A 25,129-nucleotide genomic window follows, 5' to 3' on the forward strand; every position below is an offset into this window, starting at 1 on the left:
TTAGGTGTAAGAATGAAGTTTGTTGTAATAACTTGTTTAATTGTATTCTCTTGGTCATCACAGGCGCAAAATAAAATATGTGAAAAAATTCTCAGGTCGTCTGATATAACAAATCACAAAGGTAGTGAATTAATCGCTGACTACATCAATCAAGTTCATAATAATTGGTTGCAAGTTTCTAATTCGAATTATAACTTGCACTTTATTCACCCAAAGAAGCTTAGATTAAAAACATATGTTCAAAGTAAAAATGAATTGCATAAATATATAAAAGTTCAAAACCCGATTCTCAACCTCAATGGTCGCTTGAATATATTTGAGTTACTTTTTGAACAAAATTTATATAAAGACATAGGAGATTGGATTCTTTTAAATGGATTTAATCAAGACAAACTTGAAATTGTCATCGCAGAAATTGAGATTAATAAATATAATGCGAAATATATAGATGCACTTAATATGTCTATAAGAGAAAATATAAAGATTTTGGGTGAAATCGGTTATATACCAGAACGTTTTCAAGAAACATTGCACAATGATACCGAAATAGATCATGACCCGTATTTGGAAATAATAATCAAATTAATAAATTATCTAAGAGTACATATTTAGTCTCACTTGAAATCTCCTCAAATTTTGAGAGAACATTCATGTTAGTCTGTTTAAAAAGAATAAACACAATTTTAAAAGAGCGAGTATTTTTTTATAACTACACTCACAAAAAAGATGTTTACAGATAATAAAAATCTCTTTTTGCAAACTTCTAAGAGAAGTCCTACCGAAACGTCAAATGAAAAACATGAATCACAAAATGAAGCGTTTTTATACACTAAAAATTCACTATATATAAAAATGAAAATAATTAGCACTCAAAATAACGAAGAAAAATGGGAAAACACATTAGAAAATTTAGATAGATTTTCAAAATATTGATAAAATAGAAGTAAATAAACCCGAATATATATGAAGGTGATATCGTGAAATACTTCATGTCTAGCACTAACCCATTTGAATCTTATATAACAAAAGAATGATATGAGTAATAAAATCGTAAATGTACAAGCTCCTTTATGTCCAGAATGTGGAAATAGTATAGAAGTCAAACTTTCAAATATTTCGAATAATGAAAAGAAAATTGAATGTCCAAAATGTTTCGCAAAACTCATTGCCTATAGCGGTTGGGAAAATTTATTTGCAGGGAATGAAGAAAGTCCAAACCATCCCGATCCAAAGATTCTGCTGAGATTTATTGATCCAAAGGCCAAGAGAAAGAAATAAATTCATGTATATATATTAATTTAATCTTCATTTTTAGGAACATTTTTCTTCATACGTTCAGCTAAATCTTTAACTATGTCTACTTTTTGTTTTTTAGTATTATTAGATTCAAATTGAGTCATATAAACTTTAATATCAACTCGTTCTAAATTCATTTTAATCGTTTTAAAAATTTTTGGAATAATTTCTCCTGGAGTTTGTACATGATGAAGACCTCCACTATAAATGATGACCATCTCTCCTTTTGAAATGAGAGGGAGAACATCTGCAATTCCACTTTTTATACTCATCTGTTTTCCATCTTTATCCAGTCCAGTTTTTCTCATCATGCGTCCTTCTGGTGCCATTGTCACGATGACTCGCTCTTTTTGAATTTTTTTTAAAAATAATTGCCAAGTTTCATCACGTTTCCTAGTAATTGAGACCACCTCTGGTGCAAAATAGTTCCAAAATAGACCTACAATTGGCCTATTGATTGTAATGTCGGCAGCACAAGCGACCATATTTTTTGAAAATTCCCAAAGAACTCTAATGGGGACAGGCGCTAAAAAAAGAGGTTCATATAAACTGGTGTGATTTAAGAAAGCAATAATTCTCACATTTTTAAAATCATCAAAATTACTACCATCTAACCAATTATATTCAACTTTATAAAAAATATTCGCAATTGCCTTTACAAAGAAAAGTATAAAAAAAGTCAAAAATTTTTTGAAACGTATAAATTTAAACATTGCCGCTTATTGTTTATAATGTTTATAGTGTACTCTTCGACCAAATCTTAGACAGCTTGAAATTTATATAGAATTCGAGAATATTCGAATCTATTATGCTATAAGTTCTCCGTCTCTTTTTTGGAATACTTATGAAATACATCATTATTTTGATATACTTATTTTATTCTAGTTGTTTTGGAGCTGCTCTTGAAGATCTGCTAGATAAAAAAAACCTACCAGAGAAGGCCAGTATAATAATTGTGGTTGGAACTTTTGATCCTGTACATGATAGACATATTGAAATCAATCGTGGGGCCATAGAACAAACTGACGCGGATTACCTCATTGTCCTGGCCAATGATAGAACTCTTCATAAACCATTCACTTCTACTCATATAGAAAGAAATAATATGCTTTTTGAGGCCTATAAAAATGATGAGAAAATTTTAGTCCCAAGAAACTATGATTTTTTTGGCCCTTCGATTACAACTCAAGTCTTAAAGTTTCTAAAGACAGTTTTTAAGGAAGTACAAATTCATGGATTGATTGGACAAGGTGATGTCAATAATTTCAAAAATAGAGTGGCATCTCATTTTTTCAAAGTCGACAAATGGTATGTATCCTCAGTCTTACCACTGGATCAAGTTCAAATTCCGGATACTTTTGGAGGAGTACCTACTGTAGGTCTTTATATACCAACAGTAGCTGGAGACCCACATTCAACAGAGATTAGAGAATGGTTTAAAAATAATCAAAAGATATTTGAACTACCTGAAAAACTTCCAATTTCTAAAGAGGTTTTTGACTTTATCAAAAAACAAGGGTTGTACTTAAAAGAAAAGAATTTTAAGAATGGCTCAATTGGATTTTGGCGTTGTCTTAAAATTATGTCAAAAGGTATGACAAGAAATTAACTATCAGTTTTCCCTTTTGATCATCATCTTTTGACAAATTCTGGCCAATATTCTCAAAACTGTTTTAAATGTTTTAGTTTTTGATTCAACTTCTTTAATAGCATCAGCGTATAGGCCATTAAGTTTCAATTGATCTATGATTCCTGAATCAGTTTTATCAATCAGTTCTCTAATTAGAAATAAATCTTCAATCTTTCCGTCGGTAAATAATTTTAGTCCAATTCCAAGTGGAGTTGTAAAAATGGACGATGATTTATTGAAATCAAACCCTTCGATTAGAACTAATTGTTTAAAATCCTCTATATGTCCTCGGTAGAGTGCTAAACTTGGAGGAGACATTCCATTATTGTTTAATTTATTGATATCTATATATTGGGCCAACTTTTTTAAAGTCGTTATATGAAGCGTACTATTAGAATCTATTACTTTTTCTTTATGATGAATAAGATTATGTATTACGGTATCACCATCTGAGTCTTTTCCGACGATCTTAAACACTTTTCAGTTTGATTTTAATGCTATAAATCAGGGGATTATCTCCATTATCGTTTGGAATCTTAAAGAGCGGTGCCAAATCAAACAAATATTTTTGAATGGCCAAATACCATCCCTTACCTAACAAAATATGTAAAAAATTATTTCCAAGATGGCCTCGATAATTTAGAAGATTTGAGCTTGTAATGCCCTTTCTTGAATAATATTTGACCATATCTAATTCATAATCTAAACCTAATCCCAATTGTATTATGTTTTTTACAATTTTTGAGTTTTCTTCCATTTTAGAAATAATTTCTACATCTAGATTTTCTGTACAAATACAAATAGTTGAATAGATAAGGAATAAAGAGATGAAATATTTTAGCATAATAGACTCATTTGAAGCTAATTTTTGATTGTACGAAAAATAACAGGTTCCTACGATAATGACGAGTGTTTTACTGGCCAGATTTACCATTTTTACATTTTACTAATATTTTTCCCATTGAATGAGTAGAGTTAGTCTTTTCCCTGCAGATAGAGATGAACGATGTTGAGGAGGATATTTAACTCTAGATAATCCTGATAGAATAATTGTTTCACCTGTGGAAACTTTTTTAATTTTATGATTGTAATTTGAAACTTCATATTCAGTACCATCACCAATTAATGTAGTGACTGAAACCAGATACGGAAGATCATAGTGAAGATTCAATGGCCCAATTTGAACAGTACCATCTGTTTTTCTAAAGGCAGCATACAAAGGATATACTTGTTCGTCAGTTGGAAGCCCCTTATTAATAATATGCTTGAGTGCATTAATAAAATAATAAAGATCATTTAAAATATTTTTTGAAAAATTTTCTTCAATATCTATCAGTATTGGGTCTAAATATGTAGCTTCACTAAAACGCTGAGAATCTTTATAAAATGTGAATAAACTCTGAACATTATCTTTAACTTCTCCAACTCCTAAAAGCAGGTTTGGAACAGTTTTATAGATTATTTCAATTTGATCAGTTGAAATATAATCAGAGGTATCAACCAATGCGTAATGAGGAAAATATAAGTCATCTAGCCTTCCTCCTAAACCTGCTCTAACTTGTCTTATATTTTTATAAAAAACTGATTCAATACAATCTTGGGCATGAAGGTTTGTTGATAATAAAATTAAAATGATAAAATGTTTCATAGATTTTTACTATCACATTTCGAATTCGAAAACTAATTTTAATCAATTGGATCGATCATTTTTAAAGCGACACTCCCTGTTTTATTTCTTTTTTCAATATATTGATACGCCTCGTTGATATTATAATAATCAAAAATACGATCAATCATTGGCTTAATATTACCATTTTCAACCAGTGTCATAAAATTTTTATAATCTTGCATTTTCTCGCTGGCAGGGCCTGCGAATACCTGATGAGGAGTCAAAAGTGAAATTAAAGGTGCACAGATAAGATCTATTAAACAGCCACTAATGAGAATCAGTTTTCCATTTTTCTTAAGTAAATGTTTCAAATCACTGTATGACAGATCTCCATAACTATCAAATATGACATCAAACTATTGATCTGTTTTTAGGTGTTCATTATTTTTATAAGTGTAAACGTTTGAAGCTCCAAGATTTTTTACATATTCGAAGTTTTTAGTGCTACATACGGCAGTAATTTTTGATTTTAAAAATTTTGCTATTTGGATGGCCATGCTTCCAACACTTCCACTTGCTCCAATGATCATAATTTCATCATCAGAATTTAACTTTGCTCTTCTCACTAAAAAATCATAAGCACAAAGTCCTCCGAAACTGCATATCGCTGCTTGCTCATGAGTGAGATTAATAGGTTTTTTCATAACTGTAGAGTTTTGATCGACACAAATATATTGAGCATGACCTCCCATTTTAATACCTGTCATGGCAATTACTTCATCATTTACCTTAAACTTTTCGACAGAATTTCCAATCTCACTAACCACTCCAGAAATTTCTGTTCCTAAAATTGGCCGTTTGGGTTTAAAAAGACCAAAAAAGATTCTTGTGATGAGTCTAAATCCTCTTGGTACATTTAGGGATTTAATTCTCCAGTCTCCTGTATTTACAGATGAAAAATGAACTCTTATGAGTAGTTCATTATCATTGGGAGTCGGAATTTTTAAATCAACTATTTCTATATTATTTCCAGAAGAATAGTTTTTACATTTAAGTGCTTTCATTTTTTCTCCCAATCTAATCTAATTTTATTATGGATTTAATTGGGAGAATTGTGAACAAATAAATTATTCAATGCTAGAATTTAAATAAAATCTAATCTTGTCAGTCGAGTAGATTTTTTTTGTTTTGTCGATCTTTTTTCTTCCGTTGATGAACACGAACTCAAAATTGCGATTGTGAATAGAATGAAAAGGATAGATCTCTTCCATGAAACCATACAACTCCCCTATTATTTTTGGACGTAATTGTCCTGAACACAATGTATTCAAAGAATGTGCCAATTTTTATCAAGATAATAGATTCAATCTGGCACTACTCGGAGTCATTTTGCTTTTATCATTGTGCTCAAAAATTATAAGCAAAACCAAATTTATAATTGAAATCTGATTTTTCAATACCTTCTTCAGGCATACTGTCTTGTTCCCATGTGAATGAAACAATTGATTTCAGTGAGTTTGTTATCATTGTTGACAATGAAGATTTTAACATTGATCGCCAATCACTTGGATTATTTAATACTGGTTGATAATAAATTGTTATTGCATAGAAAACATTTTCCACAATTTTCAAATCAATTCCTGTATATAGATTTGCTCTCATTTGGGATTCATTTTTATTTTTATATTTTTGAAACTCTTGAAAAAGGGCCAAACCAATTGCACCGAGATTGATAAATTCAAATCGATATCCAGCACCAAAAAGATTTCTGCGAATCAGATTTTTAAATTGATCTGAGCTATATTGATAGAAGAGTTCAATTGCTTGTCCTTCTGTATGATAATAGGAAGTTCTAAAATGGGCAAAGTTTATATCCGTGCTTTTTTGGCCATTACTTTTACCAAACTCTCTTTGCCCGGTTAAAAATAAATGCCACTTCTCTTTTCTAAAAGAATGGAAAAGATCGATATCAATGTCTTGCTTGTTACTATTTCCTTTTGAACCAGAGAGGGCGATTGCAATATTATGGTAAAATGTTTTGTTTAGACCTTTAGTTCTTTCAACTTCCATATCTATTATTGCAAATAGTTTAGAAATTGATAAAAGTAAAAAGATTAGGCATAATTTCAAAATCATCTCCTATTTTTTCAGATTATCTAAATTTATTCCAATATTTTTCATATCATCATTCAATGTTTCAATATTATGTTCAAAAACATTTCCTGACAAATCTATAGGTTTAACAATACCTGGTTTACCAGGGCCAGGAGGAACATTTTGAAATTCAGAAATCTCTTCATCCTTGTTCTGTACCTTACTTTTTACTCTTCTTATTTTCTTAAATATGAGTGCCAGAAAAATTATGAACAAAAGTATGAGTATTATGTATACACAAAAAGTACAATCGGTCTTAGAAAAATTGAAAAGAGTGAGCATAGATACAGGAAATATTGTTGTCAAATAAAAATTCATTCTTTTAATTTATCCTTGGTTTTCTCATGTTAATAAGAGCATATTCATCAAATATAATTATCAACGGATACACAAAACGATGTCATTCTATATTTATTTCTTCCGATAAGTATACTCATCAATACAGGAGTTGGAGATGATTAAATTTTTATTTTTACCATATTTTATTATTTTCCTTACAATAAGTTGTCAGTTCAATAAAAATCAAACCATTCCAGAATTGTCAACGACTACTAAAAATGAAATTCCTCAAACACAATTAATAAATGGGATATTGAGATATACGATTATAGATGGAGATCCAGATCATCAAGCAAATCGGGGTTATTATACATTAGAAACAGAACAAGGTCACTATATTGATCTACAAGCTTCAGGTATATCACCCACTGAACTTAATAAATTACAAATCAATAAACCACTTTCTTTATTTTTCAAACAAGCTAATTTCTCAACTATCAATACTCAATTAGACAACGGTCTTGATGTAATAGATGCTCTATCAGTGGAACAAAATATCTTTTCTCAACTAGATTTAAGACCTGATGATGATGATTTTTTTGATATGGATATTGCATTTGTTATATTAAACTTTAAAAATAAAAGAAGTCCAGGTTTAAATGAAAACTTCATAGAAAATTTCAAAGCAATGCTTGAAAATTCTACATGGAACAAATTTAGATTTAATATCTCTCAAGAGGATGTATACGAATACGACATCGACAAAGAATATCCTGGCTGTCAAAACTGGACAAGCCTGGGAGGAACGGCAAATAGTTATATTTCAAACAATATCAAAAAACACTATGATCGGATTGTAACGTTTATTCCTAATATAGAGGATGATAGAAATAGTTGTGGGTGGATTGGAATAACAAATATCACAAGTTATAAAGAAAAAAGATCCCCTCCAATTGTTTTAAGAAGTAGACATCCACAAGTAAGCGCTCATGAAATCGGTCATACATTGGGATTTGGGCATTCTGGTGTCGATGATGGAGATGGTAAATACACTGATAACGATTATAAATTTAGATACCAGGATTATTCTTGTATTATGGGCAACGGTAACAACGTGACAACAATGAATGCTCCAAAAATGTTAAAAATTAATGTCCTTAATCCTGAAAATGGTCTAAGAGTTGTGGCAAAAGGAGATAATATTTTACACGCACTTTCCTATCACCCACAGGATCATGGCGAGGCCTCAGCACTCATACATAAAAATTATGTCTTTTCATTAAGATCCAGAAATAAAGAACTAAAGGGAACAAGTGGTTTAAGTAAAGAATATCTAGGCGCAATTTCAGTCCATTTAATAACTGGAAAAAGTGTGGGAAATAAACCTTCATCAATTTTACTCAAACTCGTAAGGCCAGGTGAAATTTGGGAAACACCTGATAAAGAAGAACTCAGAATGCAATTTATAAAATACGATCCTATTCATGAAGAAGCAATATTGCGTTTCAACGGAGACATTGTTGATGATGATGATTATATCAGAGATGGTTGTCTCGTTTATGGATTAGAAAGAATATCTGTAAGTCATGAAAAAAGATATTTTCAAAGTCCTTTTGGTTATTTAAATCTAAATATTGCCCCAAGTTTTGTTGGGAAATGTAGATCTGAAGATTTTTCTTTTTCCGTTAAATCAATAGATAGTTCAATTAGTATAGATTCTGAAGTAAATAATATTGAGCAAGACATGACTGTTGTAGATCAATTTAACTTCCAAGTCCCCTATTCATCTTTCCAATTAGGTGATCTTTATGATGTGAATGTTGAGGTTCTCTATAAAAATGAGAATATTTACAATCAAGACATTAGGGTTAATAACCAAAAATGTAACCCGGGTAGTTTTGGATGTGAAATCCAAGTAGAATGCCAAAAAGATCCTGTGTATTTTCTAAGTGTTGAAGATGATATTTACAAAGAAGGGAAAGAGTTCAAAGGAGAATTGGTAGTTGCCAATAATAATGGATCTCAATGTGAAGCAACTCGTTTTATTATTGAACCCTATTTTTCATCAAATAGTGGGTGGGAAGATTCCGATTTTACAATAAGTAAAAAACTAGATACAAACGATCATTTTAAAAATTCTAGACTTTTTTATTTGAAACCTCTTAAAGCAATAAGAATACCATTTAAAGGTATCTTTACACAGAAGAACTTTAGTAAACCTCTTGTCATAAAACTTAAGCAAGATGAAAACTCAAAAGCATACAATATTTTTATAAATAAAACCAACTTTAATCAATTCGATTTAGATCATCATAAATTCGGACCTGAAAATATAAATGAGTTTCACAAAACGGGTATTGAAGTTAAGTATGATGCGAAGGCCTTCATTGAAGAAATAATGTATAAGCAATTTTTAAATAGAATTGTAGACAAAGAATCTCTAGATTACTGGCTTGGTATTGCATTACAGGATAAAATGACAAAACTAGAGCTATTTTCAAGATTTATGTATCCTGCCATTCATGAAGATCAATATAATAAAATGAATAACCGTACTTTTGTCTATTACATGTATCTCAGAATTCTAGGAAGGAAAGGTGAAAAAGCTGGCATTGACTACTGGACAGATGAACTGAATAAGGGAATGGATCGATTTCAAATGGCCAAGAATTTTGTTGGGAGTGAAGAATTTCATGAAAAAAATGCAAAATACAAGCTTCGGTAGTTATTTGATACCAGAGAAAATAGAAAGCATTATTTCAAAATCACCGACATCTACTTTATAGATTTTTGTTTTGGAAAGATTAAAGAGCGCTAGTAAATACTGCTTTCCCTTATTAAGACTAAAAATATACTCTCCGATGAATACTATTGCTTGAACAGGAAGTTTTACAATATCAAATATTACTCCAGGAATGGCCCCAACAATTGTTATCGTTTGCCTTATTCCTTTTTTATCTTCAATTATTGGAAATATTCCAAGTTTATCTAAGGCCAAACCTGTAATGAATACACTGGCCCTCGTTCCAATGATGGCCGTTCGAATGTGATTAAACTTAAGTCTCTCTAAGATTTCATTATCAATTTGACGCGGATTACCCTCATTGATAAGCCAATCTCCCTTAAACTCGGAGATAATGGTTTCTTTTTTTCCAATTTTAAGAATAGCTCTCATTTGAGAACAATCTTTAATTTCCACATGTTCACATGCGATATACAGATATTTATTTTTGTTCTTTAAAACGCTTCCTATTGGAAAGTGTTCCAGGGCCAGAATTGGACTTATGAGTGCAATTAATGAGATTACATAAATTATTTTCATGATTTATCCTTCACATTTAACTGAATAAATATATTCAACTCTTATTCTTTATGAGTCAAGAGATTAAAGGCATAAAAAGAATCAAACTTATTAAGTACATTTTAAATTTTTCATGTAAAAATTTTAAGTAATTTTCAAGTAGAGTATGTAAAAAATAACACTATTGTTTTTAAATCATCATAATATATTAAAATGAGCTATGAAACTAATTTTTAGCTTATTATTTCTATTTAATATATCTACTCTTTTATCAAATGAAGAGATTTCATATCCTCAATGTGAAAGACATTTTGGAAATATTTTATTCAAAGCAATTGATGATTTCTATACTAAATACCCTGAGTACAATCTTCAAAATCAAAAGATTGACACACAACTTATTGAAAAGTTTCTGAGTAAAAGGAACAAGAACCTAGGTCTTTCCCAATTTTTAGATATTAATAATATTACAATTTTAACAATAAAGGATTTATCTGAGTGGTTAGATCTCTCAGTAAAAAATGCTTCTGAGTTCTAAAAATGCAGAACAAGGCACAATGCTTGTCCAGATTGTAGAACATTTCACATATTATGCTGAAGAAAGTCAGCTGCTTATGAATAGTCACCCTCTAGTAAAAAAGGCACATAGAATATTTTTAGACCTAGCAGATGCATTTTCTTCACAAATTCCTAAATTCACTCCAAAACTAATAAGTATTCCAAAAAATGCATCTTATCAGGAAATTGATGAAGTCTTTGATGTATCCAATGAACAAGTCGCCTATTGGTCTTTAATTTCTTTAAAATTATATTTGGATCCGAATTATCTTAATGATTGGTTTTCTCGTATAAAAATACCAAATCAAAGTGATTATAATGAACTTCGCTATATCTCAAACACGATCAATCATGTTTTTCTCAATATTTTATCATCTCATATTTTTAAAAATAGAGTGAATGAGTTAGAGTATAAATTTATTAATTTTTACATTCAGGATATTCATCTAAATGGTTTAAATACTGGAAATTTATTAGGAATGTTAGAAATTTCAGATGTTCACGGAAGCAAATTTTTGAAAGTTCAAAACATCATAGCAAACTATCTCAATTCCTTTTATGAAAATAATATTAATGTACCAAGTATTTCTGATAAGAATAACTTCTACTCTATAAGAGATTTTTATAAAATGAAAAAGCTTTGGAAAGTTTCCCTTAGTTATGGATGGCAAAATCCTCTGAATAACGAGGATGGATTACACAGGCAAGAACTTATTGATTTTATTATCAAGAAAAAGAATTTTAAAAGGCCCACAATAGATATGGAAACTCGATTCATGCAATTATCGAAACAAGGTAAGACCCAACATGAAATTATGTCTATTCTTAGAGATGAGGGTTATTTCCAGTTTTAAATATAAGGTATTTAACTACAATGATATCTTTCTTTATGAGAGATAAATCCGTTAATCTATATATTGTTTAAATAAGAGTACTTTTTACCACACAATATTCGAATGCTTGCATGCCATGACAACTTTCGTTATAAGCAATGCTCCGGGGGAAAAGGTATGATTGCAAGAATTTTTAGAATTTTAAATTTCACTGAAATTTTAACATCACAGCATTTATTCGGCCAAAAAAAAAGTAAAACAAATGAGAGAACTCAAAATTTTATTGTGAATAACAAATGGTTTTATCCCAAAGAAAGAGCTGACTATCAAAATACACTCAATACCTTAAGAGCTGGCAGAGGTGATTTTAAATAATTGCCAGGCCAGTTTACAATTACTTTTTTTAAAACAGATATTCTGCCTTATCAAATACTAGGAGTGATAGTTTTAATATATTCCATATATTTTGTAAGAAACATTAAACTTGTATAAATATTAAACGAATCCCATAAAAAATTCACGACGGTCATCTAGGCCTTGAATCTTTATCAGAAATCTTCTAGTCTTATCCTATGAAGATTTTAAATATATTTGTGTTTTTTGTTTCTATTGTTTTTTGGGGATGCGACCGAAATCAAAGTGAGATACCTAAAAAATCAATTAAAAATCTGAAAAATACAGTTGCGCTTATTGAGGGTTTTGAATCAATTTTTTTGAAAGAACAAGGTATTGTAACTCAAGAATGTAATACAGATAAAATCCAGCGAATTGAAAGCATTCTAAAAAAGAATGAAGATGCATTTAGTTTTTTGAAAGATACCTTTGAATTTGAAACTATAGTTTGTTCTGACAGAGAAAATGATTACGATTTTAAAGAAATTTATCTTAATACTGATGATATAGACCAAAAGTTAGGTGAATATCTCCTAGAGGCATTTAAATCTAATTTAACATTCTATGATTTACTACTGAACTTAAGTGTTGGAGATCAATTTAAGTTCACAGAAAGTTTAGATGTCTTGAAAAATTATGAAAAGATTTTAGAACTGGCCAATACTTTTGAAAACAAAATAGGTAGACAAATTTTTTTCATGGAAGCACTTAAAATTGACCTCAATGATTCCAATGCGATCGAAGAGAAAATAACCAAAGATGTTTATGAACTTTCTGAAAATATTAATAAAGACTATGAACAGACTTTTTCAAAACAAATTGGATCTCAATCTGTCCAATTGGATCTCATGTATTCTCAAAATAAATTCACTACGGCCTGTGATATTAAATTAGTAATTGAGGCCATCAAGAGAATATCCTCCTTAAAAAAATATCATCAAGGACTAGATTTAGGAGAGTATAAAATTGTTTTTTCAAATCATGAATATGAATTAGACAACCAAGGGTTTGTGTTAAATTGTATGAACGCTGATACACTTGAGAGCTCTCTTAATATGTTCCTTGGTAATTTTTCACTTGAACAGTCGTATATAGATGCTTTTCTAGAGTGGACTCAATTATAAAATCTGGAGCTGATAATTTGGAGTTCAGTCCATGTCATAATGACTTGCAAATTTTTCTGGCATATTCCCAAAAGAATAATTTCCCAATTTCAGGGAGTTGTAGATCCTAACTTAGTTTTTTATGTTTTTACTCAATATATTCTCGTTATATGCAAAAATTTACATAAGATATTCAGTCATTACTAGAAACTTAAGAGGACCTTATGTGTGATGTATGCAAAATCAAGAACTTAAACCCCTATATTCTAAACGGTAATAAGCCAACACGACTTCAACAGAAATTATATCGTTTTTTTAAAGACAATGTGGCAAATTTAAGTTTATGCTACGTACATTCTATAGAGTTATTTGGACTCGGTGAGAGGCGTTTTATCACGAAATATCCTTATCTTGTGAGAGAGGTTACTTCAAAGACTTACACTCGAAACAATAAGGATTCCATGTTAACTCTTCAAGCAGCTTAAAACGTACGAGAAAACCTCGTTAAGTATATAAACCTTGTGTATTAAAAGTAAATTGTCGGGCCCATGAATATGGGCCCTTTTATTTTTCTAGAGTAAAGAAATTTTTGAATTCAAGTTTTGATTGAATAAATAATAAAACATTTCATCTTGAAAATAACTAAGACAAAATGCTAAAAACCAAATGAAAGTTTTCCAATCAAACGAGAATTTCCAAATACACTGCCATATTCAAATCCAAGTCGCATGACGAATAAATCAAGTTCGATTCCACCAAAAATATTCAAGTCACTGTCGCTCTTGTTGTAGCTTGTTGCAAAACTTAAAATAGAAGCAGTCCCGCTGTATTTAATTGTAGAATCAGCATTGACGTAACCTAGACCAAAGTAAGGTTCAATGAAGATAAGTTTTTTTGAAAAAACAAGTGAGTACTGCTGAATATCAGATTGCAACGTTACTTTAGATGTAAGACTCGATTCTGTTTCAGTATATTGTAACTCACCTGAAGCAAAATCTAATTTTAATTTTATATTAAATGGGATGGCCGTGAATACATCTGTAAAGGTCCATTTTAAACCAAGGTTAAAATAATCATATTTAAAATCTCCTACATCAATTGGAAGAATATTAACATCAACACCAAGACCAAAAGGCCCATGCAATTGAATAAGGGCATTTAAAATAGGAAGTTGATCAAATTTTTGTCCTCCAGCACTTGAAGTGAGACTTTTAATATTTGGAGCATCACTTAGACCGCCCACGGCACCTATTTGAAATCCAAATATTGTTCCAAGGCTCGATGCACCTGATACAGTAGTTGGAACAAAGCTTGTATTAACATCATTGAGAACTTTAGTTGCATCAGATTCTGTTAAATTTAATAAGGTAGGGGTTCCTGCATAGATATTAATAGATAATATGAGAGATAAAATTCCAAGTATTCTGTTCATTATAAAACTCCTTTTAGCTTTGTTCTTTCATTCCAACAATGACTTCATTAAATGACAAATTAGTATATTTTTTTATACCATCCGCGAGATATTTTATTATAAATAGTGTGACGACCATACAAGGCAGCATTATCACTATATAACTTTTCCACATCATATCAGAAATCTGTTCATTTAAAATTATACCCTTCTCATGAGCTGAAAGTCCTATTGGTAATTCAGTGAAAATATAGGAGGCGAGAGCAAAATTTAAAATTGCACTTAAAAAGAATGAAAAGGAGAGAAATATAGTAGACTTTCTCAAGTGTGAAATAAAATATTGTTGATTGCCATTGTCCAGTAAAATTTGATTAATCCTGCGTACATCCATTACCTTTTCATTGTACAACATAATTTCAATAAGTGGTCTTCCATAAAAAGCACTACTAAGGAAGAATACACCAAACATCAAAGGAAAGGCCGCTTCTTTTATCGCAAACCAGATACCACTAAGTTGATAAGCTGCAAACCCTCCAGTCATAAGGGTGTTTACTATCCCCATTATAGTTATAAAGTTCTTTTTTCTGAATTTGATATATTCTAGAAGGCCAAAACCAACGGGAATTGAGAGGGCAATGAAAAGTGTAATAAGCGAGGAGTTTTTTCCAAAATAAGGATTTAAATATGGAGTAAGTTTATTAAGGATAGTTACAGGTATGACAAAACTAAATAAAATGTTCGATATTGGTCCAAATTCATCTCTCTTTCCTTGTAAGTTTTCTAGATTTTTGATCTGGTCATTCATTTGCGAGTCTTTGTTAAGGTTTTATTAGCTAAATGTAAGAATTTGACAACAATTTAACATTGAGCAAATCTTTCATTTTTGTAATTATTTCAGTTCTAAAGGATGTTTTTGATTGTGTAAATATCCTATAGAACTTGGATTAAAAATTGAAGACATTGACATTCTTTACAATTCTTATTCTCGGTATAAATCAACTTAAAGCAGATACAAAGTTCAGCCGCTGTCAAAATGCCGCGTCTAAATTAATGATAGACGATATAGACAATGACACTATGCGAGCTATTGATGATTTTTATTCAAACGAAAATTCAAGATTTTTCGATAAATCGCTAGAAAAAAGAATTTGGCCTATAGGCACACGTCTTTACACTACGGATAATTTAAGATTGCCAAGTCTTGCCGAAAGCGGTCTGGATTCATATGTTAAACTTTTTCACTTAGAAGAATCCACAGATCAGTATGAAGAATATGTTGGAAAAATTGGTATTGGTATAGTTTCTGTGCGTATCTTTGAAAAAAATCAACAGACGCATGTTCAAAAGACACTTGAGCTTTATAACTTCCTTGAACAAAAAGGTATGAAGACCGCACAAATGTTCCATCGTGAGAAAATTGAAAATGGCAATATAGTGATTATCAAAAATTACATTCCCGGGCCAAGACCAGAAGATCTCATTTCTCTTATGAACAAAAAGCAATTGACCAAGGATCAAATGACAAACAGCTTTAATGCTTTAAAATTTACATACCATGAACTAGCTACAAACCTCATTTCAAACTCTAGCGTAAGAAACGAATTTTTTCACCATGCAAATAAAATTTTAGATCAGGCCATCGATGCGCTCGACGAAAAGCATTCTGAAGCCTATTGGAACAAGATTCTTAATAAAATTGATTCTCTCTATCTTTATTATTTTCCAGGAGACTTACCACCAATAAGTGTTCATGATTTTAAATATTATGAAGGTGAATGGATCTTAAGCTCCATTTAATCTCTTTTTCTTAAATATTGGTCTACCTACTTCAACAAGCATGTGGATTTAATCTTATTGCTTCTTCAAAGTTTTGCTTATAATCACCAATACTTGGCCATCCATACAATTGACCTAAAATTTTATGGTCGTGGAAGTAAGAACCAAATCCAAGCACAATAGATGCTCGGTTGCTAACATTTGGATATTATTCCATTATTGATTTCACAAAAAATCTGTACTAAAAACATATTTTTTTACATAATTCATAAAATAGGCAAATAATTTATTATAATATTAAAATATATGCATTTTTATTAAATAATATTCTGTTTTATTCCGTTTTTGTTATATATTTCCAATATAACCAATGAGGAGAATGAATATGTGTGGAATTTTAGGTGTTTTAGGTAAAATCGATGCGCAAGAGGCCCTTGCTGAATCTCAAAAACTCTCTCATAGAGGACCAGATCAAAGCGATTTTTATCAGTCTGCTTCTGGAGCAATCCTGTGCCATGAAAGGTTATCAATAATGGATCCAGGGCACGGAAAACAACCTCTACCAGGTCCTGAAGGTCTTCATGTCATCCATAATGGTGAAATCTATAATTACTCTGAACTCGAAAAGAAATATTTTTCAGATAGAAAATTTCACTCAACATCTGATTCAGAAGTAATTCCACATATGTATGAAATGTTTGGGCCAAAATGTGTTGATATGCTAGATGGCGTCTTTGCTTTCATCATTTTAGATGAAAGAGAAGATGAAGTTAAATTCTTTGTGGCCAGAGATCCAATCGGTGTTAAGCCACTTTATTACGGAGAAGATAGAGAAAACAGAATGTGGTTTGCTTCCGAATCAAAATCTCTAATGGCCCATTGTATAGATATAAAAGAATTTCCTACAGGCCATTACTATACTAAGGAAACTGGTTTTATAAAATACTATGAACCTAAATGGGCCCAAAAAGAACAGAAGCTAGGACCTGAGAAAATTAAAGATTCTCTAGAGGCCGCAGTTAGAAAGAGACTCATGAGTGATGTTCCACTAGGAGTACTTCTTTCAGGTGGACTTGATTCAAGTCTTGTCACTTCTATTGTAGCTAGAGAAATGAAAAAAATTGGCAAAAAAGTCATGTCTTTTAGTGTCGGACTTGCAAAAGGTTCAAAAGACTTAGAGCTCGCGAGAAAAGTTGCTGAGTTTTGTGGAACTGATCATCACGAGGTCATTTTCACACCTGAGCAAGGTTATGAAGTGATCAAACAACTCATATGGAAAGCGGAAACCTATGATGTAACCACGATACGTGCAGCAACTCCAATGTATATAATGTCAAAATACATTGCTAAGCAGGGAGTTAAAGTTGTGCTTTCAGGAGAAGGTGCCGATGAAATTTTCGGAGGATACCTCTATTTTCATAACGCACCAAGCGTAAAGGATTTCCATGATGAGTGTGTACGGAGAGTTAAAAGACTTCATACTTCAGATGTTCTACGTGCTGATAGAGCGACAATGGGAGCAAGCGTAGAGGCGAGAGTTCCCTTTTTGGATAAAGAATTTCTTGAAGTGGCCATGGGTCTTGATGCTCAGTATAAATTTAGTGGTGGTAAAGTAATTGAAAAAAAGGTTTTAAGAGAGGCCTTCGATGACAAAAAAGATCCATATTTACCGGATGAAATACTTTGGAGGCAAAAGGAACAGTTTTCTGATGGTGTTGGCTATACATGGGTAGATACGCTTAAAGAAATCGCTGAAAAGATTATTACGGATGAAGAATTTGCTTCTAGTGAAATTCTCTATCCTCACAATACACCTTCTACAAAAGAGGCCTATATGTATAGAAAGATTTTTAGCGAGCTTTTTACACACAAGGACTCTGATCGTCTTGTACATAAATGGCTTCCAAGATGGCAAGAATATGATCTCGACCCTTCAGGAAGAGCAAATGCTGTTCACAAGGTTTCCTATCATGAAGTTGATAAAGTTAAAGACTACGAAGCAAAAAGTGGGAAAGAAGATCTTTCTTTGAAAGAAGATCATTACGATTATTCAAAAGCTCTTTAAAATAAATTTATAAGAAAAGGCCATCCTTAAAGATGGTCTTTTCGTATATATCTAGGCAACTTTAATGTCTTTATCGCTGTGAAGAAAATCTTGAGTTAAGGCATCGATAAATCTTTCCCATGCTTGAGGGGTGTTGGCCTCTATTCTAAGTCCAAGATTATGATTGGGCCCTAACCAAACTGGTCTGGCCTCAAGTGTTGCATATTCGCCTTGAGAAAGGCCAATTTTGAGTTTAATTTCCTTTGCGTTCATTAGGGTTGCAAGAATTTGATTATCAAGAATACTTAGGCCCATTCCATAATTTGAAACATTAAATATTCTTATCTGCTCAGACACAAATGATTTTCCATCCGCTTCAATATAAAGAACAGGACAAGTAACTAAGAATCTCGCTTCTTTTCTCAAACAGGTTGCTTCATCTACAAAATGCGAAAGAACTCTTTTGTACTCATCAAAAAACAAAGCATTTTGGATTGTTTTCATATCATCTGGTTTTAGCTTTGATGATTCTGAACTGTTAAACATTTTAATATAATCGTCGAGCATTAATGGATTCAGAACAAAATCAAATGCTTTATGAATATTTCTTTTTGGAAAAATATAATTTTCATCGTATTTTTTATCAATGAGAAAGTTAAATAAATTTTTATTCTCAGGACAATTATAGAAAATGTCGGCCAAATAGGTATTCAGGCCTGTTGTTAAATCAACAAATACAGGAACTCTTTTTCCTTTAGGAGAAAATCTATATACATTAGGCGTCGGCGCAAGTAATCTAGCATCCCAGTAGAAATGATTTGCTTCAATTTCTTCTTCATGAAGAGCATAGATCAATAGATCAACTCCTGTATATTGGTTTGAATATTGAAATACAAATTTTATCAGTGGAAAATAATACTTTTGAACAACTCCTCTTTTTTCTTTTTTGATCGCAACAGTAGTAATTTCTCCAATCCTTTTTCCAAGCCCCCTCAAATGTCGGGCCTCCCAAACTTCTTCTATGGGTAGGCCAAATGCACCATCCAGGTGATGGGCCATTGTTGCTATCAACTCTCCATTTTCTAGCATCATAATGAATGAAGTTGAGGGCAGAGTATTAAATTTAGTTACGAGATCCTGTCTACTTGGCATTTCAAAATATTCAATCATTAAATTAATACATTTGTTTATTTCATTTTCAGTCTCTGCAATTTTGAATTGAATAGAAGTATCAATTGTTTCTGGTAAATATATGCGTTTTAAAAATCTTCTTTCATAAAAATAATCAGAAAAAGGTATATAGTGATAAAAAATATCCTTTAAAAAACTTGTAAATTTACTCATGAAAGACCCTCATTTTACTTGAATAAGTCTATATTAACTTAGAATTAGCTCAACAAGAATTAATTAGATATTCACAATTCAAGCATTTGATATTATTAAAATGATATTGAGGCCAATTCAAAATGTAAGTGCCAATATTTTTGGTCAGTTAGATTCACTTAAAAAAATCAATTTTACTCAGTCATTCATTTACTTCTAAGCTACTGAAATATTTAATACACAATCAAAATATATTTATTGAAAATTATTCAAAAAATATGTCTCAATAACCGAAAAATTCCAGAGGTGGAAATTGCTAGAACATTTAGAAATAATAAATCAAGTTTACAGTTTATTTAAATCTGGAAAAACAGATGAATTGAAAATCTTACTTTTCGAACATCCTGAAATTTACTTGGATGAATGCAATTATGCTCTCCAATTTGCATGCCAACAAGTTGATTTAGATTTTTGTTATTTTTTACTTTCTCTTGGGTCTTCTCCAAACCTTGATGAAAAAAATATTTCTTCACCACTCATTGAGGCCGTAAAAGTAAGAGATAAAGACATCATCAGCCTGATGCTTTACAGTGGAGGAGATCCAAATCTGGCCACAAAATTAAATGACACTCCATATACTATTGCTAAGGGACTTGAAGACGTTGATGATGAAATATTTCATTATTTAGAGTTGTCAGAAGAAGAAATTTCCCAAAGAGTAAGAGGGTCTTACCAAGACGAAGAAGCAATCAATAGAGTTAAAGGAAGAATAAATAAGGATGAACATAAAGAAACTGTGAGTGGTGAGATCGAAATTGATACTTCTAAAACCGTAGTTAAAGGAAGTAAACTTAAGTCCGATGATATCGTAAGATTTCTCCATCAAAAAGATGAATTCGACAGAGAATTAGCAATACTTAAAAAAGAAAAACTCATTGCAAAAAAACGCAATTTACAAAGTTTGATTCATAATTCTGATCAAGTAGCTAATAGAATTAAGAAGGCCATTAAAGATAATCAAATTACTGGTAATAGTTTTTTAGATGACGTAGATATTGGTCTAGGGCATGTTGAACATGATCCATTTGATGAAGATAGAACATTAAAGACTGAGAAGTCTAAAAATCTTTCTGAATATATTTATTCACAAGATACTGAGATCGATTCTCAGGAAAATGATCATAATCCCTTTGAAGAAAATAACGATATCAATCTTAAAAGCAAAAACAAGAAAAAGAAAAACTTTCTTCAAGCAGATGAAAAAGAAGATAAGGGACGTACACCATTTTTGTTAGCTGTTCAGAATGGAAACATAGAGGAAGTAAATTCATTTTTAGAAGATGGAGTAAATCTTGAAGTGAAAGATTATGATGGAATGACTGCACTTATGATTGCCATTGAATGCAATCATATTGAAATTTTTAATCTCTTACTCCCAAAATACAAAAATCTGAATACTAAAAATAAAATTGGTGCTAATCCTTTGATTATTTCAGTCATGAATAATCGTTTAGAAATGATGAATATTCTACTAGCAAGAGGCGCTAAAAGAGATTCAAAAATTAAGGGTCAAACAATTCTCATGCTTGCTTCTACATTAGGATATTTAGATATAGTCAAAGAGCTCGTCTATAAACATAAATTCAATATTTTTACAGACAAAGACTTTAAAGGACGGACTGCTGTTGATTATGCAAAAACAACTCGGCAAATTGCCATATTACAATTCTTTGTAGATTATAGTAATCAAAAAAAGGAGGCCTCATAATGAATGTTGCCATTAGAGTTAAGGAATCCTTTATAAGTGACTATTACAAAATCTTTAATAGAGGGGAAAATACCTTTATTTCCCTCTATGGAGTTCTCCCTGAAAGTGTTCCTTCCTCTTTTGACAATGAAATCAAACATATAATTCATAACCCAGTGGATGTTATTGTTAATTGTTTTTTTCTTGAGAAGATGAATACTAATTGGTTATCGTATCTTTCAACATTGCAAAATATTCTTAAAGACATTGGTGGAGAGCTTATTTTTATTCATATTTCTGAAGAACTTAAAAAATCCATCTCTGAAAACATGAAAATTAGACATGAATATGGAAGTTTTATAGAAGCTACACATGACAAACTTGAAAGGAGTGATTCTCCAAATAATTTTATAAGTTCATTTATTCACTCTACACAAAAAACTATGTTCATTCAGGCCCACACTCCAGTACTTCGCAAACAATTTAAACTAAATACCGAGCATAGTTTTCCACAGGAAATAAATGGGTATACAATAGTCGAATTCAGCAATTTTGTCTTAGTTATAACTCTTTCATTGGATAAAAAATTATATCTTGAAATAGTTTCAAACATGCTTGGAGAAGAAGTTATAGAAATAAACGATGAAAACAAAGATGCTGTTGCTGAGCTTATGAATATTATTTTGGGAAATACAAGAGGTCTACTTGGAGACGACCATGGACTCAATGTATCAATACCGGTTGCAAATTTAGGTCTGCGTTGGCCTCTGATTCACTATACTTTTCAAGATAAAGAACTCAATCTTCTCAGTGGTGGAGAAGTATACTCTTTACCTTTCGCTTCAAAAAACGGAGACTTTGAGATCAATTTTTGGGTTTCAGAAAACGACCGTGTTCATCTCTTTAATCTCATTAAGAAAATTTAGATTTTTTTATTTTATAATCTCTCTATTAAATAGTTTGACATATCAAACTATTTAATAGAGAACACCGGAATACTTAAAAAGCTAGAAGAGATGATCAGAAATATTGTTTGTACATTTTACTTAATTATTTTAACTGTATCATTACAGGCGCACGATATACCTGAAAACCATATCGAATTGCTTGAAAAAATACAACAATATATCGGTGATATTCATGAATATGGACCAAGTGCCACCATTCAGACTCCAAGTATAAGATTAGTTAAGTTTGAAAATGACACTTTGGCCATACCTGAATCATCCTTAGCACATATCATTTCAATTATGTTTGATGACTATATCCAAAAAGCTGAGAGTCATTGTCATTGCCATCACCACCATTTAAAAGAAAATAAAGAAATATACGTAAATAAAATATTTAAAAACATAGTTAATTATTCTGTATTTGTTGTAAAAAACAGCTGGCGAGTTATTCCTGGTGCTTTTAATTTAGTTGAAGACATTATATTAACCGAGTCTGTAGGCATTAGAAGATTCAAGTGGATTTATCTAATGGTATCGGCCATAGGCGAAACCATTGACTGGTTAGTCATTCACCCTTTTATTCCCTTCCCAACTCCTATTTGTAAGGCCATTACTGTAGCGGCCAGAATGGCAGGTAAAAGAAACAAAGAATTTATTGGAACGTTTATGAACTATGCTGGTGGTAACGCAACATTAGTAGATTTACTGAAAGTTCACATTGCAAGACAAGAATATCGGAAACACTACCGAGAACTGGCCTACGGAGTAATTCTCAAAGATCGTTTTTATGGCCTTAAAGGCCAACCACGAAGTGAAAAATCCAGATTGCAGTTCAGAGCATTGGCCCATAACTTAGGCGTCAAATTAGGTATAAATCATGATCACCTGATTGCATTTCCTTCCCACCACTATCAATCCTTTAAAAAATGGTGGAAAAATTTAAAAACTTATAATTATGCAAGATACCATTTCCCAAACAATGGTCTTGAAGTCTCATCTAAACCAATCTCTCCTTTCAGTGATATTGATCTCATTTTAAAAACCAAAGATTCAAATAAAAGACATCTCATTATTGATAGACATATTGAGGCCCTCAATCTTATTTTTGATATGATACAAGAAACAATACGTGATCAATATAAAAATAAAAAAATGCTCAGTTTTTCAAAAACTATCAAAATCCTCAACTCCCTTGGAGGTCTAGGAAATGCTATTGATGCCTACAAAATGAACCTCATTTCATACAGTGAGTTAACTCTAAAAATGGGAAAAACTCCAAATATTAGTGCTGAAAATTTTAAAAATCATTTAAAACTCATTTTAAGCGATGCCAAACTCTTTACTGACTATATAAAACTTGAAAGTGCCAATAAAACTGGCCAATCTAAATTGTTAAAAAAACTCATAGACATGAATGTCAACGATCTAGTCACAGAGATAAAAAGTCACTCCAAGTACCAGTATTGTAAGATAAATGCCCTTCTCTAAATCGACCAAAATTTCAACATTTAGATTGAGCAAAAAAATCTTTGAAAATTGACTTTTGTCAAAAAAAATTCCTCCTATACTAAAAAATAAGTTGAAGTTGCCCACCTTTTACATGTAAATTGAGGGCCCTACCAAAGGATTAAAAATATGGATATAAAACCTCTAAATTCTTACATTCAAAATCTAACTAAACCACTTGTTATTGCCGGGCCATGTAGTGCAGAGTCTGAAGAACAGGTTATGGCCGTTGCTCGAGAGGTAAAGAATATTGAACAAGTAAAAATATTTAGGGCCGGGATCTGGAAACCTAGAACAAGACCTGGAACATTTGAAGGCGTTGGAAGCTTAGGACTACCTTGGCTCAAAAAAGTAAAACATGAAACGGGACTCCTCGTCTCTACTGAAGTCGCAAACGCATGGCATGTGGAAGAGGCCCTCAAACACGATATTGATATTCTCTGGATCGGTGCAAGAACTACAGCTTCTCCATTTGCCATTCAAGAAATTGCTGATGCAGTTAAAGGAACAAATATTCCAGTTTTTGTAAAAAATCCTATCAACGTTGATCTGGCCCTTTGGATTGGGGCCCTTGAGAGACTCTATAATTGTGGTATTACTAAAATGGCCGCAATACACAGAGGCTTTTCAGCTCCAGATAAAACTAAATACAGAAACATGCCTCTTTGGAGAATTCCAATTGAGTTGAAAAGAAGACACCCAAATATTCCTATCATCTGTGATCCAAGCCATATCGCAGGAAATAGATCACTCGTTCCAGTTGTTTGCCAAAAGGCCATGGATGTCAACCAAGATGGACTAATGATAGAAACACATTGTGATCCTAACAATGCCATGAGCGATGCTGCTCAGCAAATTACTCCTTCTTCACTTCGTGAACTCCTAGGAGGATTAAGTCTTAAAACAGAACGTTCTGATGATAAAGACTTTGAACATCACCTAGAGGAATTGAGAGCTAAAATTGATAGAATAGATCACGATCTACTAGAAGTTCTTCAACAAAGAATGGAGGTTGTGGAAAAAATTGGTGAGGCCAAAGCAGAATGTAATATTACTGCTCTTCAACTAAGCCGAATGGATGAATTGCTAATTGATAGAATGAGACAAGGTGAATCTCTTGGTTTGAGTCCTGAGTATATCAAAGAACTATACAATGTGATCCATGAAGAATCTGTTCGAAAACAAACTCGAATTATGAGCAATAAAAAGAAATAAA

General features: G+C 31.5%; 27 protein-coding genes. 15 read left to right on the plus strand and 12 right to left on the minus strand.

What is annotated here, in order from left to right:
- Positions 1–12 precede the first annotated feature (12 nt).
- The 3 genes from H6622_13970 (at position 13) to H6622_13980 (ending at position 1,278) form a co-directional block, all read left to right on the plus strand.
- On the plus strand, positions 13–612 hold the full coding sequence (locus tag H6622_13970) for a hypothetical protein (protein MCB9062626.1): 600 nt from the start codon (positions 13–15) through the stop codon (positions 610–612).
- Between the two features lie 114 nt (positions 613–726).
- On the plus strand, positions 727–933 hold the full coding sequence (locus H6622_13975) for a hypothetical protein (GenBank protein MCB9062627.1): 207 nt from the start codon (positions 727–729) through the stop codon (positions 931–933).
- A gap of 102 nt (positions 934–1,035) precedes the next feature.
- A complete protein-coding gene (locus tag H6622_13980; GenBank protein ID MCB9062628.1) occupies positions 1,036–1,278 on the plus strand; it encodes a hypothetical protein in 243 nt (80 codons plus the stop codon).
- Between the two features lie 20 nt (positions 1,279–1,298).
- Here the strand turns inward: H6622_13980 and H6622_13985 are convergent, their stop codons facing one another.
- Positions 1,299–1,979 (minus strand): hypothetical protein, encoded by a 681-nt coding sequence (locus tag H6622_13985; protein MCB9062629.1) that lies wholly within the window; start codon positions 1,977–1,979, stop codon positions 1,299–1,301.
- A gap of 161 nt (positions 1,980–2,140) precedes the next feature.
- Between H6622_13985 and H6622_13990 the strand changes: the two genes are divergently transcribed.
- Positions 2,141–2,905, plus strand: coding sequence for a hypothetical protein (locus tag H6622_13990; GenBank protein MCB9062630.1), 765 nt, complete (start codon positions 2,141–2,143; stop codon positions 2,903–2,905).
- 3 nt (positions 2,906–2,908) lie between these two features.
- On the opposite strand, the gene H6622_13995 is transcribed toward H6622_13990, so the two are convergent.
- The 7 genes from H6622_13995 to H6622_14025 form a co-directional block, all read right to left on the minus strand.
- Positions 2,909–3,403, minus strand: coding sequence for a hypothetical protein (locus H6622_13995; GenBank protein ID MCB9062631.1), 495 nt, complete (start codon positions 3,401–3,403; stop codon positions 2,909–2,911).
- Positions 3,396–3,860, minus strand: coding sequence for a hypothetical protein (locus H6622_14000; GenBank protein MCB9062632.1), 465 nt, complete (start codon positions 3,858–3,860; stop codon positions 3,396–3,398). Before H6622_14000 ends, H6622_13995 begins: the two co-directional genes overlap by 8 nt.
- A 12-nt stretch (positions 3,861–3,872) precedes the next feature.
- Positions 3,873–4,574 carry a hypothetical protein gene (locus H6622_14005; protein ID MCB9062633.1) on the minus strand — a complete coding sequence of 234 codons (702 nt, stop codon included), beginning with the start codon at positions 4,572–4,574 and terminating at the stop codon, positions 3,873–3,875.
- Positions 4,575–4,612: 38 nt separating this feature from the next.
- Complete coding sequence (locus H6622_14010) at positions 4,613–4,942, minus strand: zinc-binding dehydrogenase (GenBank protein MCB9062634.1); 330 nt, start codon at positions 4,940–4,942, stop codon at positions 4,613–4,615.
- A 9-nt stretch (positions 4,943–4,951) separates the two neighbouring features.
- Positions 4,952–5,599 (minus strand): NAD(P)-dependent alcohol dehydrogenase, encoded by a 648-nt coding sequence (locus tag H6622_14015; protein ID MCB9062635.1) that lies wholly within the window; start codon positions 5,597–5,599, stop codon positions 4,952–4,954.
- Positions 5,600–5,942: 343 nt separating this feature from the next.
- Positions 5,943–6,665 (minus strand): DUF481 domain-containing protein, encoded by a 723-nt coding sequence (locus tag H6622_14020; GenBank protein MCB9062636.1) that lies wholly within the window; start codon positions 6,663–6,665, stop codon positions 5,943–5,945.
- A gap of 9 nt (positions 6,666–6,674) precedes the next feature.
- On the minus strand, positions 6,675–7,007 hold the full coding sequence (locus H6622_14025; protein ID MCB9062637.1) for a hypothetical protein: 333 nt from the start codon (positions 7,005–7,007) through the stop codon (positions 6,675–6,677).
- Positions 7,008–7,143: 136 nt separating this feature from the next.
- Between H6622_14025 and H6622_14030 the strand changes: the two genes are divergently transcribed.
- Entirely contained in the window at positions 7,144–9,693 is a 2,550-nt protein-coding gene (locus H6622_14030) for a DUF4214 domain-containing protein (GenBank protein ID MCB9062638.1), read from the plus strand.
- On the opposite strand, the gene H6622_14035 is transcribed toward H6622_14030, so the two are convergent.
- The gene (locus H6622_14035) at positions 9,694–10,290 is read right to left on the minus strand and encodes a hypothetical protein (protein MCB9062639.1); all 597 of its coding nucleotides are present in this window, start codon (positions 10,288–10,290) and stop codon (positions 9,694–9,696) included. It lies immediately after the preceding gene.
- Between the two features lie 199 nt (positions 10,291–10,489).
- Between H6622_14035 and H6622_14040 the strand changes: the two genes are divergently transcribed.
- The 4 genes from H6622_14040 (at position 10,490) to H6622_14055 (ending at position 13,177) form a co-directional block, all read left to right on the plus strand.
- Positions 10,490–10,807: a hypothetical protein gene (locus H6622_14040; protein ID MCB9062640.1), complete on the plus strand. Its 318-nt coding sequence runs from the start codon at positions 10,490–10,492 to the stop codon at positions 10,805–10,807.
- A gap of 19 nt (positions 10,808–10,826) precedes the next feature.
- On the plus strand, positions 10,827–11,681 hold the full coding sequence (locus H6622_14045) for a hypothetical protein (protein MCB9062641.1): 855 nt from the start codon (positions 10,827–10,829) through the stop codon (positions 11,679–11,681).
- A 156-nt stretch (positions 11,682–11,837) separates the two neighbouring features.
- Complete coding sequence (locus tag H6622_14050) at positions 11,838–12,035, plus strand: hypothetical protein (GenBank protein MCB9062642.1); 198 nt, start codon at positions 11,838–11,840, stop codon at positions 12,033–12,035.
- Between the two features lie 197 nt (positions 12,036–12,232).
- A complete protein-coding gene (locus H6622_14055; protein ID MCB9062643.1) occupies positions 12,233–13,177 on the plus strand; it encodes a hypothetical protein in 945 nt (314 codons plus the stop codon).
- 634 nt (positions 13,178–13,811) lie between these two features.
- On the opposite strand, the gene H6622_14060 is transcribed toward H6622_14055, so the two are convergent.
- Complete coding sequence (locus tag H6622_14060) at positions 13,812–14,588, minus strand: hypothetical protein (protein ID MCB9062644.1); 777 nt, start codon at positions 14,586–14,588, stop codon at positions 13,812–13,814.
- A gap of 13 nt (positions 14,589–14,601) precedes the next feature.
- A complete protein-coding gene (locus tag H6622_14065; GenBank protein ID MCB9062645.1) occupies positions 14,602–15,372 on the minus strand; it encodes a hypothetical protein in 771 nt (256 codons plus the stop codon).
- A 245-nt stretch (positions 15,373–15,617) separates the two neighbouring features.
- Here H6622_14065 and H6622_14070 point away from each other — a divergent pair, with 245 nt between their 5' ends.
- Entirely contained in the window at positions 15,618–16,364 is a 747-nt protein-coding gene (locus H6622_14070; protein ID MCB9062646.1) for a hypothetical protein, read from the plus strand.
- A gap of 364 nt (positions 16,365–16,728) precedes the next feature.
- Positions 16,729–18,408: an asparagine synthase B gene (asnB, locus tag H6622_14075; protein ID MCB9062647.1), complete on the plus strand. Its 1,680-nt coding sequence runs from the start codon at positions 16,729–16,731 to the stop codon at positions 18,406–18,408.
- A gap of 51 nt (positions 18,409–18,459) precedes the next feature.
- Here the strand turns inward: asnB and H6622_14080 are convergent, their stop codons facing one another.
- Positions 18,460–19,731: a hypothetical protein gene (locus tag H6622_14080; GenBank protein ID MCB9062648.1), complete on the minus strand. Its 1,272-nt coding sequence runs from the start codon at positions 19,729–19,731 to the stop codon at positions 18,460–18,462.
- Between the two features lie 292 nt (positions 19,732–20,023).
- Between H6622_14080 and H6622_14085 the strand changes: the two genes are divergently transcribed.
- From H6622_14085 to H6622_14100, 4 genes are all read left to right on the plus strand, one after another.
- Positions 20,024–21,478 carry an ankyrin repeat domain-containing protein gene (locus H6622_14085; protein MCB9062649.1) on the plus strand — a complete coding sequence of 485 codons (1,455 nt, stop codon included), beginning with the start codon at positions 20,024–20,026 and terminating at the stop codon, positions 21,476–21,478.
- Complete coding sequence (locus tag H6622_14090) at positions 21,478–22,383, plus strand: chemotaxis protein CheX (GenBank protein ID MCB9062650.1); 906 nt, start codon at positions 21,478–21,480, stop codon at positions 22,381–22,383. Before H6622_14085 ends, H6622_14090 begins: the two co-directional genes overlap by 1 nt.
- Before the next feature lie 90 nt (positions 22,384–22,473).
- Positions 22,474–23,895 (plus strand): hypothetical protein, encoded by a 1,422-nt coding sequence (locus H6622_14095; GenBank protein ID MCB9062651.1) that lies wholly within the window; start codon positions 22,474–22,476, stop codon positions 23,893–23,895.
- A gap of 147 nt (positions 23,896–24,042) precedes the next feature.
- Positions 24,043–25,128, plus strand: a complete 1,086-nt coding sequence (locus tag H6622_14100) for a bifunctional 3-deoxy-7-phosphoheptulonate synthase/chorismate mutase type II (protein MCB9062652.1) — start codon at positions 24,043–24,045, stop codon at positions 25,126–25,128.
- The last annotated feature ends 1 nt before the right edge of the window (position 25,129 follow it).

This window comes from Halobacteriovoraceae bacterium (genome assembly GCA_020635115.1).
In the GTDB taxonomy this organism is placed as follows: domain Bacteria; phylum Bdellovibrionota; class Bacteriovoracia; order Bacteriovoracales; family Bacteriovoracaceae; genus JACKAK01.